The organism is Kluyvera sp. 1366, assembly GCF_054823405.1.
In genome coordinates, this window is the sequence record NZ_JBTRDW010000004.1 from 80,800 (window position 1) to 93,985 (window position 13,186).

The window sequence follows — 13,186 nt, forward strand, 5'->3', positions numbered from 1 at the left end:
AGTTCTCCTCAGGCGCGTGGGCCAGCGTAATCGTCGGTCCAGCGCTGCTGGTCCTGCATCAGGGTTTGCAGACGTGCCAGCTGCTCACGTACGCGTGCCGGTGCGGTACCGCCGTAGCCGCTACGAGCCGCCAGCGCGGCTTCCAGCGTCAGCGCACTGCGCACCTCCGGCGTTAAGCGGACATCCACCGCCTGCAGTTGCGCATCGCTGAGATCCGACAGACCGCAGTTTTCGCGCTCGCACAGCTGCACCAGCTGGCCGGTGATCTCATGCGCCTCGCGGAACGGCACACCGCGCATCGCCAGCCAGTCGGCCACTTCGGTCGCCAGCGTGAAGCCGTCCGGTGCCTGCTGGCGCATCACGTCGGTGTTGAATTTCAGCGTCGCCATCATGCCTGCCATCGCCGGTAGCACCAGCAGCAGCGTATCCACCGCATCAATCACGTTGCGTTTGTCGTCGCTGAGATCGCGGTTGTAGGAGAGCGGCATCGCTTTCATGGTGGTGAGCAGCGCCATCAGATTGCCGACCAGGCGGCCAGCGCGGCCGCGCGTCAGTTCGGCGATGTCCGGGTTTTTCTTCTGCGGCATGATGGAGCTGCCGGTGGCGTAGCTGTCATGCAGCTCGACCCAGCGGAACTGGCGCGATGCCCACATGCACACTTCTTCGCACAGGCGTGACAGGTTGATGCCGATCATGCTGGTTACAAACAGGAATTCAGCGGCATAGTCGCGGCTGGCAACGGCATCAATGGAGTTTTCGCACGGCGCGAGATAGGAAAGATCGGCGGCGGCCTGCTCCGGCTGGCGCGCAATGGCGGAACCGGCCATCGCAGCGGCACCGAGCGGACAGCGTGCGCTGCGGCGATCCCAATCCTGCATACGTTCAATATCGCGGGCAAAGGATTGCGCGTGAGCCAAAAGTTGATGACCAAAAACAATCGGCTGCGCCTGCTGCAGATGCGTGAAACCAGGCGCGACGCTTTCGGTGTGCTGTGCCGCCTGCTCGACCAGCGCCTGCTGCAAGGCCAGCAACGCGCTCACCACCTTGCGACCGTTGTCGCGCAGGTAAAGACGCAGGTCGTTAACGGTTTGATCGTTACGCGAACGCCCGGCGCGCAGCTTGCCGCCCAGCGGACCTAAACGCTCGGTCAGCGCGCGTTCGATAAAGGTGTGCACATCTTCGTCGGCGGCAATCGGATGCAGCTGATCGGCGCGATAATCGGCGTCTAACGCGTCAATGGCCGCCAGCATGGTGCTGAGCTCTTCGGCGCTCAGCAGCTCGCCGCGCGCCAGTTCACGGGCATGCGCCCGGCAGCCCGCCAGATCGTAAGGTGCCAATGCAAAGTAATAATCCGGGCTACGAGACAGCGCGGTTAAACTCGCCGCCGGTGCCGCTTTAAAACGCGCGCCCCATAACAGTTCGGCATTATCAGACATGCTATTTCCCCTTACAGATAATCATCAGCGATATGAAAAAGATATGGATGAGCCAGTTGAAATAATAAAAACTTATTTTATGGCTACACTGGTAAATAGGGCCTATTTCAGGTTCACTGTACTTTCATCGCAATTATTCCGGAGTTGAATAGCAAAAATGGAAAGTAAAGTTTCCCAGTCCGGAAACAATGCAAATAATCGCAGCGATAATGCGGTTCTGGCACTGAGTAATATCGATTTAAAATTACTGCGGGTATTTAAATGCGTGGTAGAAGCGGGCGGATTAACTGCTGCCAGCCACGAATTGAATATTGGTCTGGCGGCGATCAGTAAACAGGTTTCCGATCTGGAAATTCGTCTCGGCATGACGTTATGCAGCCGCGGACGCGAAGGTTTTGAGCTGACGCAGTACGGCATCAACGTCTACCAGGCCACGCTGGAGCTGTTCGTCTCGCTGAATCTGTTTCGCGAGCGGCTGCACAACAGCCGCAACGAACTGCTGGGCGACATTGCCATTTGCGTGGTGGATAACACCATCTCCGACCCGCAATCTCCGGTCACCGCAGCGGTGCAACAGCTGCACCAGAAAGCGCCAAAGGTACAAATTCGACTGCAAACCGCGCAATTAGATGATATTGAGCGCGGCATCAGTGAAGGCCGTTTTCATTGTGGTATTGCACCGGTTTATGAAATGAAAAGTGATTTTGATTACTTCCCGCTTTATAAGGAATATTCAAAATTATATTGCTCTATGTCACATCCTTTATATTCTGGATCGTGCGATAAAAATATATCGCTGGACATATTACGTGAGCAGAAAATTATTAATCATTTATATGTGACGCCGCGCGACGATCGTCGCATCATTCCCTTACAGGACAGCGGCGTGCAGGCGGTTCAGGTTGAATCTGTCGCCATGCTGATTTTAACCGGCCATTTTATTGGTTATTTACCGGAACATTATGCCGCCGCGTTTATTGCGCGTGGGCAGCTGTGTGAGTTGGGTGATGATTCGACTCGCCGTGAAAACCCGTTTTGTTTGATGATGAAGAAGGGCCGCAAAATAAAACCGATTATCCGGCTGTTTATGCAGGCGCTGGGGATTGGCGAGGCGGAAGGACCGCACTGAGTTGGTGCATTTTGGAATTGTGCTTGCTGTGCCTGGTCTGTGCTCGCTGTCCGTCCAGGTTTGTGCTCGCTTTCCCCGGTCTGTGCTCGCTGTCCCCCTCCTCGGTCCTCCCCCATAAATGGGGGAGGAAGATGCTGCCATATGTCAGTGATGAAGCTGCATGTGGCAGCGTCTCCTTCCCCCACTTGTGGGGGAAGGCCGGGATGGGGGACAGCAGGCACAATCACAATCACAATCACAATCACAAGCACAATCACAATCACCCCAACACCTTATACATCACCGTAGTCGCATCCAGCACACCTTCGGTTGACTCCGCATACAGCGGAATCGACCCAGCAATCTGCCAATCCATCGACAAATAGAGATCCGTCGCCACGTCGCCGCTGCGCGTATCCAGCACCAGCAGGGTTTTCCCCTGCTGTGCCGCCAGCTGTTCCGCCTGCTGCATCAGGCGGCGCGCGATGCCCTGACGTCTGGCGCGGGGATGCACCAGCAGCTTACTGATCTCCGCCCGATGGCGACCGTTCGGCATTGCGCTGAATCCCACCATCACCGTCGCCACAATCACGCCCTGCTGATACGCCACCAGCAGCTGATTGTCGCCGCTCGCCAGGCTGTAAATTTTGTCCTGCCAGAAGCGCTCAATGGCCGCGCGATCGTCTGCATCAATAAAGCCCACGCTGGCGCCATCGGCGACGCAGCCCTGCAGCACATCACATAATGCCGCCAGCAGCGGCTGCGCCTGGGTGGCGCTGAGAGGTTCGATGTCAATCATGGTTTGCATACCACCAAAATGTAGCGCGCGCCGCCTTCGGCATGGGCGGCAAACGCGGATTTGCCGGTGAGATGAAAGCGCAGACAGTCGCCTGCCTGCAGCGTCCAGTGCTGATCGTCCATGCTGATGGTCAGCTCGCCTGATTGCAGCCAGATGTGCTGCTCCAGTCCCTGAATCGGCGGCGCATCGTAATCAATGCGCGCGCCAGGACGCAGCACACCTTCCACCACTTCCGCTTTAAAGTGGCTGGCGGGCGGTGATACGTTGCGGCGCTGGAAGCCGCTGGCGTCATCGCGCCATACCGGCTGTTGCGCCGCTTTCAGCAGCAGCGCGGCCTCCTCTTCCACCTCGCTCAGCAGGCGCGACATGGTCAAGCCGTAGGCCACGCAAAGGCGGTTAAGCAAAGCGGCTGTGGGGCTCGTTTCGGCGCGTTCAATGCGCGACAACGACGCCCGACTGATGCCGGTCGCCATCGCCAATTCATCTAATGACCAACCGCGTTGTACGCGTAATTCAGCCAGTCGCGCCGCCAGTCGATCGTCGGTATCCGAAGCAGACATCTTCACCTCTCATATACGGGAAATAAATCTCACATATGAGATATGACCTTAAATAAATAAAGCGGTCAAGTTGTACAATTAAAAAATCATTGTACAACCCAGTCGTGGGGGTTAAGGTGTTGTTATGCAGGTCAGAATTTTTGAGGACTTTATGGCCTTATACAGTATCGGGGATGTGGCCGAACGCTGTGGAATCAACCCGGTAACGCTTCGCGCCTGGCAGCGACGTTACGGTCTGTTAAAACCCCAGCGTACCGAAGGTGGTCATCGGCAGTTTGATGATGAAGATGTTCAGCGTATCGAAGAGATAAAACGCTGGATAGAGAGTGGTGTGCCCGTTGGCAAAGTGAAAGCGTTGCTGGAAGGCGCCACGGTCAATGTGGATGACGGTTGGTCGGCGCTGCAGGAAGAGTTGATGAGCGTACTGCGCCACGTTCGCCCGGCGAAATTGCGCGTTAAAATTGCCAATATTGGCCGGGAACATCCGGTGGATGCGTTAATCGATCACGTGTTCGTGCCGGTTCGCCAGCGTCTTGGTTTAGATCAGAACACCGCGCGCACCATGTGCAGTCTGCTTGATGGCGCGCTGATTGATTATGTGGCGTTTTGTCTGGCCTGTGGACGTAAAAAAGCCGGTAAAGATGCCTTGATGCTGGGTTGGGCGGTGGAAGATCGTACCCGCATCTGGCTGGAAGCCTGGCGTTTGTCGCAGCAAGGCTGGCGCATGGATGTGTTGGCGGAGCCGCTGGATATGCCGCGCCCTGAGTTATTCCCCGGACAAAACCTGTTTATCTGGACCGGCAAAAAGCCGACGCGTCGTCAGGTCGAGCAGTTTGAACACTGGCAGGCGCAGGGTTTTGCCATTCACCTGCACGATCCCGCATAAAGTAAAATCGCACACACGGCCTTTGCCTGGCGTGGTGTGCGCGTTATCATGCCGCCCTAAATTTCTTTTCTCAGGTCTCCTCATGAACTGGAATAAACTCCTTATCGGTTCCCTGTTTGCCATCATGGCGCTTGGCGGCATGGGCGGCATGATGCTGGTCGGCTACAGCCTCATTGTGCATACCCACTAAGTTTGCGCTGCACGCGCTCTAACAGGCGATCGCAAATCAACGCCAGCAGCGCCACCAGCAGCGCGCCCTGTATCACATAGGCGGTGTTAAAGCCGCTAAGACCGATTATCACTGGCGATCCCAGACTCTCCGCGCCCACCGTAGAGGCGATAGTTGCCGTGCCGATGTTGATCATCACCGAGGTTCGCACGCCCGCCATGATCACCGGTGCCGCCAGCGCCAGCTCAATCTGCCACAAGCGTCGCCACGGCCCCATGCCGAGGCCGACCGCGATTTCACGATTGCTGGCCGGTACGCTATCTAAACCTGCCAGCGTGCCCTGCAAAATCGGTAGCAAGCCGTAGATAAACAGCGCCATCACCGCGGGCGTGGCACCAAACCCCATCACTGGCACCGCAATCGCTAACACCGCAACCGGCGGAAAGGTTTGCCCGGCCGCCGCCACGGTTTCCAGCAGCGGACGAAAGGCGCGCCCGGCGTGACGCGTAGCAAACACCGCACAGCCAACGCCGACCAGCAACGCCAGCAGGCTGCCGCTGACCACTAACGCCAGATGCGCCAGCGCCAGCCGCCAGAAACTCTCCTGCTGATAGAGCGGACGCTCCAGCTGCGGAAACCAGTGGGCAAACAGCAGGCCGCTGTGCGGCAAGCCCCACAACAGCAGCAGAAAGGCCGCCAGCAGCCAGTAGAGCGGATCGCGTAACAGCCGCATCAGCTCGCCTCCCGCTGGCGCAGCAGATCGCTGAAGTGCAGCACGCCCAGCGGCTGTTGCTGCTGATCGATCACCGGCAATTTGTCGGTGCGGCGCGCAATAAATTGCGACAGCGCTTCACGCAGCGTCAGCGATTCGGCAATCGGTTCGGCGTCCAGCCATTCACCGCGTCGCGCCGCGCTCCCCGCACGTCCCAGCGCCAGCAAACGCACGCCGAGCTCGCTGCGACCAAAGAACTCGCGGGCAAAGTCGTTCACCGGCTGCGTCAGCAGATCGATTGGCCTGCCCTGCTGCACGATTTCGCCGCCGTCCATCAGCACCAGCTGATCGGCCAGCGTTAGCGCTTCGTCGATGTCGTGCGTCACCAGCACCACGGTGCGACCGGACATTTTCTGAATGCGCAGCATCTCGTGTTGCAGCGCCAGACGGTTAACCGGATCGAGCGCGCCGAAAGGTTCATCCATCAGCAGCAACTCGGGATCGGCCGCCAGCGCACGCGCCACGCCGACGCGCTGCTGCTGTCCGCCCGACAGCTGATGCGGCATGCGCGTCGCCAGATGGCTGTCGAGATTGAGCAGCGCCAGCAGCTCATCGACGCGGTGAGTGATCTTCGCCTGCGGCCAGCCGAGCAGCGAGGGCACGGTGCCGATGTTCTTCGCCACGTTCCAGTGCGGAAACAGGCCAATCGACTGAATGGCATAACCGATGCGGCGGCGCAACGCGCGCGCATCCATGGTTTCGATGGCTTCGCCGGCAAAACGGATTTCGCCGCTGTCGTGCTCCACCAGCCGGTTGATCATCTTCAGCGTGGTCGATTTGCCCGAACCTGAGGTGCCAATCAGCACGGTAAAACTGCCCTTCTCAATCTTCAGCGACAGGTTACGTATCGCCTCTTTGCCAGCGAACACTTTGCTCACCTGGTGAAATTCAATCATGACGTCTCTCCAGCAGTGCCGACAGTAAACGCAGCAGCGCATCAAAAATCACCGCCAGCACCACCACCGGAATCACGCCCAGCAGCACCAGATCCAGCGCGCTGCTCAGCAATCCCTGAAAAACAATGGCGCCGAATCCGCCCGCCCCAATCAGCGCCGCAACCACCGCCAGGCCCACGGTTTGCACCACCACCACGCGCAGCCCGGAGAGCCACACCGGCAGCGCCAGCGGCAGTTCGGCGTGCCAGAACTGTTGCCACGCGCTCATGCCCATGCCGCGCGCGGTTTCACGCACTTCCTGCGGCACCTGCTGCAAACCAGCCACCACGCTGCGCACCAGCGGCAGCAGCGCGTAGAGCACCAGCGCAATCAAGGCCGGTGCAATACCGATGCCGCTGATGCCCCAACGGGCCAGCAGCGGAAAATGCGCCACCAATCCCGCCAGCGGCGCAATCAGTAAACCGAACAGCGCCACCGACGGCACCGTTTGAATCAGGTTAAGCACGCTAAATGCGGCATTCTGCCAGCGCGGACGCCGCGCAATCGCCAGCCCGAGCGGCAATCCGATGATTACCGTCGGCAGCAGCGTGCCGCCCAGCAGCCACAAATGCTGCGTGAAGGCCGCATCAAACACCGCCGTGCGGTTGGCGTACTCTTTCAAAAGCGAGAGACGATCAAGATGACCGCTGAGTAACAGCGCCAGCGGCAGCAGCCAGATTTGCAGGTTGAGCACAATGCGCCACGGGGTACTGCGGGTGATTTGCCGGACCGCTTCCGCCGCCAGCAGCAGCGCCAGCGCCGCCGCACACCACAAGCCGCTGCCAAACGCGGTGCGCGCCAGCGGGCTCCCGCTGTTCGCCAGTTGCGTGGCCTGTTGTCCGGCCAGCCAGATGAGTAAGGCCAGCAGCACTTCCGCCGCCAGCAGCACCGATATCGCGTGAATGCGGCGCGGCGGCCACCACAAGCTCAGCCACAGCCACAGCAACGGGATGAACAGCAGTATGCTGTTGGTCACCTGCCAGAACGTCAGCGGCTGGCCAGAGACCAGCCGATTGGCGGCAAAGCTCAATAGCGGCAAGGCAAACAGCGCCAGCGTGATAAGCGCGATTAACACCAGCAGCACCGGCTGCTGGCGCGGTCGGAATAACAATGACGACACTGCTTACAGCAACTTATTGGTCTGTAGCCACTGTTTCGCGACCTGGCTGGCATCCTGACCATCCACCGCGATCTGCGCATTCAGCTGCTGCAGGGTTTTCTCATCCAGCTTGCTGAAGACCGGCTGCAGCCAGTTGCCGATGTCCGGATATTGTTTGAGCACGCTTTCGCGGATCACCGGCGCAGGGGCATAAATCGGCTGCACGCCTTTCGGATCGCTCAGCGTTTGCAGGCCCAGCGCCGCTACCGGACCGTCGGTGCCGTACGCCATCGCCGCGTTCACGCCAGAGGTTTGCTGCGCCGCCGCTTTGATGGTCACGGCGGTGTCGCCACCGGCCAGCGACAGCAGCTGCGCCTGCTCCAGTTTGAAGTTGTAGGCTTTTTCAAACGCCGGTAACGCATCGCTGCGTTCGATAAATTCCGCCGAGGCAGCCAGTTTGAAAGTGCCGCCTTTTTTCAGGTAAGCGCTGAGATCGTCCAGCGTGTTGAGGTTGTTCTTCTGCGCCACGTCGCCGCGCACCGCAATCGTCCAGGTATTGTTAGCTGGCGCGGGCGTCAGCCACACCAGATGATTTTTCTCGGCGTCGAGTTTTTTCACCTTCTCGTAGCCCTGCTGAGCGTTCTTCCACGCCGTGTCTTTTTCATCGTTGAAGAAGAATGCGCCATTGCCGGTGTATTCCGGGTAGATATCCAGCTCACCAGCGGTGATCGCGCCGCGCACCACTTGCGTGGTACCGAGCTGGATTTTATTGACGGTTTTTACCCCATGTTTGTCCAGCACCTGCAGAATAATGTTGCCGAGTAGCGAGCCTTCGGTATCAATTTTGGAACCAACTTTCACCGGATCCGCCGCCTGCGCTGCACCCATGCTCATTGCCAATGCCATCATTCCCAATAAACCCTGCTTTATCATCCCGCTTCCCTCATTTGTTTTCATTGTGTGACTATCAAGCGTAGCCTGGCGAAAGGGGATAGGCGCGGTCAAGCGGCTTACTTCGTGCTTTTTTTGCTATCAATTGCCTATCGGTTATAACCAAAACGCAGCACATATAACCGATTGGAATTTTCGATGTTAAGACGGCGGCTTATGCTCACAGTCCCGCTCATTACAATAAATTACAAAACATCATGACCGACTTAGCTTCTCCGGCGCACGTCGCGCAGGCAGGGAATGTCCCCACCGGTGAGACCAAATGGATCCGCAGCGCGGCCGATGTCTCCGGGCTGGTGAACAACAGCAACGAATCACGCAGCAACGCGCGCATCGTCATCGCGATTGCGCTGGGCGGCGTGTTCCTTGACGCCTATGATCTCGGTGCATTGGCGTTTGGCATCAAAGACGTGACGCGCGAGTTCCAGCTGACGCCCGCAGGTACCGGCATGGTGGCATCGGCGATTACCTTCGGTGCTATTGTTGGGGCGCTGATTGGCGGCTACCTCACCGACAAAATCGGCCGCTATCGCGTGTTTATGGCCGACATGTTCTTCTTCGTGGTGGCAGCGTTAGCCTGTGCGTTTGCGCCAAACGAATATGTGCTGGCCGGTGCGCGCTTTGTGATGGGCCTCGGCGTCGGGATCGACTTACCGGTGGCGATGGCGTTTCTCGCCGAGTTTTCGAAGCGCGCGGGCAAGGCAATAAGGCCGCCAGCGTGGCGATGTGGTGTCCGACATGGTACGCGGCGATCAGTATTTCCTACCTGCTGGTCCTGCTGCTGTATGCGGTGTTGCCCGAAAGCCACACCGATTGGCTGTGGCGTTTGATTCTGGGTTTTGGTGCGGTGCCTGCGCTGCTGATCATCGCTATTCGCAGCCGTTACATGAGTGAGTCGCCGATTTGGGCAGCCAATCAGGGCAACCTCACAGGCGCGGCGGAGATTCTGCGCAACTCTTACAACATCAACGCGCAGGTGGCGGATGACGCCGATCTGACGCCGCAGAAAGCGGTACGTAAAGCCAGCTGGCGCAACTACGGCGCGCTGCTGCAGGGCGTCTATCGTCGCCGTACCATTCTGGCAACCGTCACCTCCATCGCCTCGTCGTTTGCCTATAACGCGGTGGCGTTTGGCCTGCCGGTGATTATCTCCAGCTTCTTTGCGCAATCGATGCTGACCACCATTCTGGTGTCGCTGGCGCTGAATCTGCTATTTGCCTTTGTCGGCGGCTTGCTGGCGGTGCGGCTGGTGCCGCGTCTCGGCGCGTGGAAGATGTCGGTGGCCGGTTACGCTTGTCAGTGCGTGGCGCTGCTGGGATTAGCATTGATTGGTCGTCCGGAAGGCGGCGAACAGGCGGCGGTGGCGATTGCCATGCTGGCGCTGTTCCTGTTTGGTCAGGGCTTTGGTCCCGGCTCGCACACCATGACGTTTGCTTCGCTGAGCTATCCGGCTTCGCTGCGCGGCGTGGGCGTCGGCTTCAACCAGACGCTGATGCGCGGCAGTTCCACCGTGTCGCTGTTCACCTTCCCGCTGCTGGTGGCGGCGTTTGGTACCGGCGTGTTCTGGGTGATTTTCCTTGCCCCGCTGATTGGCTTACTGGCGCTACTGGCGATTCGCTGGGAGCCGTCGGGTTACGACGTGGATGCGGAAGATTTTCAGTGATGGATTAACAGAGGTCGCCATAAATGGCGACCTTCGTCTTTAAGCCGTCAGGCGAAACTCGCCAAGCGTATTGGGAATGCGCGGGAAGGTATGCAAAAACCACGGCGTGAACTGCGCCGGATTCTCCTGCATCTCCTGCTGAATCTGCGCAATCGAGCGATAGCACCATGCATCCGCCTCTTCCGGGTTGAGGACCGGCTGCTCATCGCTGATGGCGAAGAACACGTGCCCATATTCATGCTCGGTCAGGCCATTACTCAGCGGCAGGTTGTAGCTCAGCTCAAACACCGGCGTTAACGCAACATTCATGCCCATCTCTTCACGCAAACGGCGCTCGGCGGCATCGCGCGTGGATTCCTGCGGATAGGGATGACTGCAGCAGGTGTTACTCCACAATCCACCACAGTGATATTTAGTGCTGGCACGGCGTTGCAGCAGCACTTCATGGCGCGAATTGAACACGTAAACCGTCACCGCGCGATGCAGCAATCCTTTTTCATGCACTTCCAGCTTTTCCATTTTGCCGATAGGGCGATCGAGGTGGTCAACGAGAATAACTTCAATGGCGGGCATGACAACTCCTTCGGAAAATTCGCAGCTATTGTACACAACCTCCAAAGGGTTGATGGAGGAAATAGCGCACATTCCGTGCGTTAACGTGGGCACATTAAAGCGTAGCAGCCTGCGGAGAATTCAGCATAAAAAAGCGGGGAATGGCGTTAATAGAGAAGATGTGTGCGGTGTGTGAGAAGGCCGCCATGCATGGCGACCAACTCCACAAAACTTACAGCTTAAAGCTTTGTACCACCTGCTCCAGCTGCACGCTTTGCTGCTGCATCGACTGCGCGGCGGCTGAAACCTGCTCGACGAGCGCGGCGTTCTGCTGAGTGCTGCCGTCCAGCTGGGTAATCGCCACGTTAACCTGATCGATGCCCATGCTCTGCTCGCGGCTCGCTGACATGATTTCGCTCATCAGCGTAGTCACGCTGCTGACGCCCTGCATCAGCTCATCCATGGTTTGCCCGGCCTGCTCCACCAGTTGGCTGCCGGTATCAATATTCGCCACCGACTCCTCAATCAGCTTCTTAATTTCACGCGCCGAGTTAGCCGAGCGCTGTGCCAGGTTGCGCACTTCCGAGGCCACCACGGCAAAACCGCGCCCCTGTTCACCGGCGCGCGCCGCCTCTACCGCGGCGTTCAGCGCCAGGATGTTGGTCTGGAAGGCGATGCTGTCGATGACGCTGATGATATCAACCACTTTGCGCGAAGAGTGATTAATCGCGCCCATGGTGGTGACCACCTGACGCACCACTTCGGTGCCGCGTGCCGCAACCTGCGACGCGCCATCCGCCAGCTGATTCGCATGCGTGGCGTTATCGGCGTTCTGACGCACCGTGCCGGTCAGCTCTTCCATTGATGCTGCCGTTTCAACAATCGAACTGGCCTGCGATTCGGTACGCGCCGAGAGATCGGCGTTGCCGCTGGCAATTTCACGCGAAGCCGCCGTAATCGCCAGCGCGCTATCGCCCACCTGACGCATCAGGCCTTGCAGATAGGCGATGAACTGGTTGAAGCTCTGCGCCACGGCGTTGAATTCCGGGCTATTACTGGCGGGCAGACGCTGCGTCAAATCGGCGCCGCCGGTTGATAAGGCTTCAATGTTGCTGTTCAGCACCGCGAGGCGTTTCATCATGGCGCGCACAAAGCCCAGCAGCACCAGCAGCAGGATCACCGCCAGCGGAATCTGCACCAGACCCAGACGCGTCAACATGCTGTGAGTTTGCGCATCCAGCAAGCTCGACGGCACATCGCTGGCGAGATACCACGGGCTACCGGCAATCGCCTGCACAAACAGCGTGTGTTCGCCATCTTCACCTGCAAAGGTGGTTTGCGCGGGCTGGCTGCCCGCCTGCGCCAGCAGACCTTTTAACGCGGACGCCATCGGCAGCTGGGTATCGGCGAGGTTTTCCAGCTTCGGCGCACCATCCACCAGCGCGGCGTTACCCACCACTTTACCGTCAGCTTCAACGATCAGTACGCGGCCCTGAATCGCCTCACCCATCTGTTTTGCCAGCTGGTTGAAGAAGCCGAGCGTCACGTCAATGGTCGCCACGCCCCATACGGTGCCATCGCGATAGATCGCCATCGCGCAGTTGGTACGTGGCTGCGGGCTGGCAGCATCCTGATAGGCTTTTGCCCATGCGCACTGGCCCTTCGGCGCGCTCAAACCATCTTTGTACCAGGATTGCTCCCAGTATTTGTCGGCGGCGTCCGAGTTCCAGTAGGTGTTGACCTGCAGCTGGTTACTGGCGTTGCGCGCAAAGAACGAACTGTCTTTCTCTTTGGCCGGATCGCGACGGTTCGGTAACGGCCAGATGCCACCGCCGAACACGTTGCTGTCCTGATATTGGTTAACTAAGGCGGGCAGCAAGGTATCGATGGCAGCGCTGTCCATCACGCCTGCGGCTTCGGTAATGGCGCGCTGCTGTGCCTGTACGCGGTTCATCTGCTCGACGATGCGTCCGGCCAGACCGTCTACTTCGTAACGCACCAGACGACTTTCATTTTCGGAGAGTTGCGGAGCGATAAACTGATTAATTACCAGCACGGTAATCAGCATCAGACCGGCAAAAAAGGCGACCAGCGTCGCGGTGAAACGGGATTGTGTTGTTTTGAACATTATGTGTGCCCTTACCCTGGTTGGCGAGTTGCCTGATCGAGGTTAACGGCGTGTTAATGGGGAACTTGAGGTGAGCACGATCACAAAGCAGTGAAATAGTTGATTTGGGTGATAATTTAAAATCGTAG

General features: G+C 58.4%; 12 protein-coding genes and 1 pseudogene. 4 read left to right on the plus strand and 9 right to left on the minus strand.

All coding sequences use genetic code 11. From position 1 onward, the window contains the following. Positions 1-8 precede the first annotated feature (8 nt). Positions 9-1,436, minus strand: coding sequence for an argininosuccinate lyase (argH, locus tag ACVLVH_RS09660; protein WP_192413951.1), 1,428 nt, complete (start codon positions 1,434-1,436; stop codon positions 9-11). 157 nt (positions 1,437-1,593) lie between these two features. On the opposite strand from argH, the gene ACVLVH_RS09665 reads away from it, so the two are divergent. Further along, positions 1,594-2,565, plus strand: a complete 972-nt coding sequence (locus tag ACVLVH_RS09665; RefSeq protein ID WP_498949299.1) for a LysR family transcriptional regulator — start codon at positions 1,594-1,596, stop codon at positions 2,563-2,565. Between the two features lie 259 nt (positions 2,566-2,824). Here ACVLVH_RS09665 and ACVLVH_RS09670 read toward each other — a convergent pair whose 3' ends face one another. Both ACVLVH_RS09670 and ACVLVH_RS09675 read right to left on the minus strand, forming a co-directional pair. Beyond that, positions 2,825-3,343 carry a GNAT family N-acetyltransferase gene (locus ACVLVH_RS09670; RefSeq protein WP_192236583.1) on the minus strand — a complete coding sequence of 173 codons (519 nt, stop codon included), beginning with the start codon at positions 3,341-3,343 and terminating at the stop codon, positions 2,825-2,827. Beyond that, positions 3,340-3,903, minus strand: a complete 564-nt coding sequence (locus ACVLVH_RS09675) for a helix-turn-helix domain-containing protein (RefSeq protein WP_101763144.1) — start codon at positions 3,901-3,903, stop codon at positions 3,340-3,342. Before ACVLVH_RS09675 ends, ACVLVH_RS09670 begins: the two co-directional genes overlap by 4 nt. A gap of 151 nt (positions 3,904-4,054) precedes the next feature. On the opposite strand from ACVLVH_RS09675, the gene ACVLVH_RS09680 reads away from it, so the two are divergent. After that, entirely contained in the window at positions 4,055-4,789 is a 735-nt protein-coding gene (locus ACVLVH_RS09680; protein ID WP_101763312.1) for a MerR family transcriptional regulator, read from the plus strand. Between the two features lie 82 nt (positions 4,790-4,871). Then, positions 4,872-4,979, plus strand: coding sequence for a YohO family small membrane protein (locus ACVLVH_RS09685; RefSeq protein WP_494338314.1), 108 nt, complete (start codon positions 4,872-4,874; stop codon positions 4,977-4,979). Here ACVLVH_RS09685 and ACVLVH_RS09690 read toward each other — a convergent pair. The 4 genes from ACVLVH_RS09690 to osmF are packed head-to-tail and all read right to left on the minus strand — an operon-like array spanning position 4,960 to position 8,697. Beyond that, entirely contained in the window at positions 4,960-5,691 is a 732-nt protein-coding gene (locus ACVLVH_RS09690; RefSeq protein WP_309835413.1) for an ABC transporter permease, read from the minus strand. The genes ACVLVH_RS09685 and ACVLVH_RS09690 overlap by 20 nt on opposite strands. Next, positions 5,691-6,626 carry an ABC transporter ATP-binding protein gene (locus ACVLVH_RS09695; protein WP_309835415.1) on the minus strand — a complete coding sequence of 312 codons (936 nt, stop codon included), beginning with the start codon at positions 6,624-6,626 and terminating at the stop codon, positions 5,691-5,693. The genes ACVLVH_RS09690 and ACVLVH_RS09695 overlap by 1 nt, the downstream gene beginning before the upstream one ends. Then, complete coding sequence (locus tag ACVLVH_RS09700; RefSeq protein WP_192413955.1) at positions 6,619-7,785, minus strand: ABC transporter permease; 1,167 nt, start codon at positions 7,783-7,785, stop codon at positions 6,619-6,621. Before ACVLVH_RS09700 ends, ACVLVH_RS09695 begins: the two co-directional genes overlap by 8 nt. A 3-nt stretch (positions 7,786-7,788) precedes the next feature. Beyond that, positions 7,789-8,697: a glycine betaine ABC transporter substrate-binding protein OsmF gene (gene osmF / locus ACVLVH_RS09705; protein WP_101763148.1), complete on the minus strand. Its 909-nt coding sequence runs from the start codon at positions 8,695-8,697 to the stop codon at positions 7,789-7,791. 215 nt (positions 8,698-8,912) lie between these two features. Here osmF and ACVLVH_RS09710 point away from each other — a divergent pair. Then, positions 8,913-10,378 (plus strand): annotated as a pseudogene (locus tag ACVLVH_RS09710) (MFS transporter). A 39-nt stretch (positions 10,379-10,417) separates the two neighbouring features. On the opposite strand, the gene idi reads toward ACVLVH_RS09710, so the two are convergent. Then, the gene (gene idi, locus ACVLVH_RS09715) at positions 10,418-10,951 is read right to left on the minus strand and encodes an isopentenyl-diphosphate Delta-isomerase (protein WP_101763150.1); all 534 of its coding nucleotides are present in this window, start codon (positions 10,949-10,951) and stop codon (positions 10,418-10,420) included. Positions 10,952-11,162: 211 nt separating this feature from the next. Further along, on the minus strand, positions 11,163-13,058 hold the full coding sequence (locus tag ACVLVH_RS09720) for a methyl-accepting chemotaxis protein (protein WP_498949301.1): 1,896 nt from the start codon (positions 13,056-13,058) through the stop codon (positions 11,163-11,165). Positions 13,059-13,186 lie beyond the last annotated feature (128 nt).

Excerpts from the sequence above, each read along its gene's own strand:
- argH (WP_192413951.1), bottom strand. The coding sequence starts at position 1,436 with ATGTCTGATAATGCCGAACTGTTATGGGGCGCGCGTTTTAAAGCGGCA.
- ACVLVH_RS09665 (WP_498949299.1), top strand. The coding sequence starts at position 1,594 with ATGGAAAGTAAAGTTTCCCAGTCCGGAAACAATGCAAATAATCGCAGC.
- ACVLVH_RS09670 (WP_192236583.1), bottom strand. The coding sequence starts at position 3,343 with ATGATTGACATCGAACCTCTCAGCGCCACCCAGGCGCAGCCGCTGCTG.
- ACVLVH_RS09675 (WP_101763144.1), bottom strand. The coding sequence starts at position 3,903 with ATGTCTGCTTCGGATACCGACGATCGACTGGCGGCGCGACTGGCTGAA.
- ACVLVH_RS09680 (WP_101763312.1), top strand. The coding sequence starts at position 4,055 with ATGGCCTTATACAGTATCGGGGATGTGGCCGAACGCTGTGGAATCAAC.
- ACVLVH_RS09685 (WP_494338314.1), top strand. The coding sequence starts at position 4,872 with ATGAACTGGAATAAACTCCTTATCGGTTCCCTGTTTGCCATCATGGCG.
- ACVLVH_RS09690 (WP_309835413.1), bottom strand. The coding sequence starts at position 5,691 with ATGCGGCTGTTACGCGATCCGCTCTACTGGCTGCTGGCGGCCTTTCTG.
- ACVLVH_RS09695 (WP_309835415.1), bottom strand. The coding sequence starts at position 6,626 with ATGATTGAATTTCACCAGGTGAGCAAAGTGTTCGCTGGCAAAGAGGCG.
- osmF (WP_101763148.1), bottom strand. The coding sequence starts at position 8,697 with ATGATAAAGCAGGGTTTATTGGGAATGATGGCATTGGCAATGAGCATG.
- idi (WP_101763150.1), bottom strand. The coding sequence starts at position 10,951 with ATGCCCGCCATTGAAGTTATTCTCGTTGACCACCTCGATCGCCCTATC.
- ACVLVH_RS09720 (WP_498949301.1), bottom strand. The coding sequence starts at position 13,058 with ATGTTCAAAACAACACAATCCCGTTTCACCGCGACGCTGGTCGCCTTT.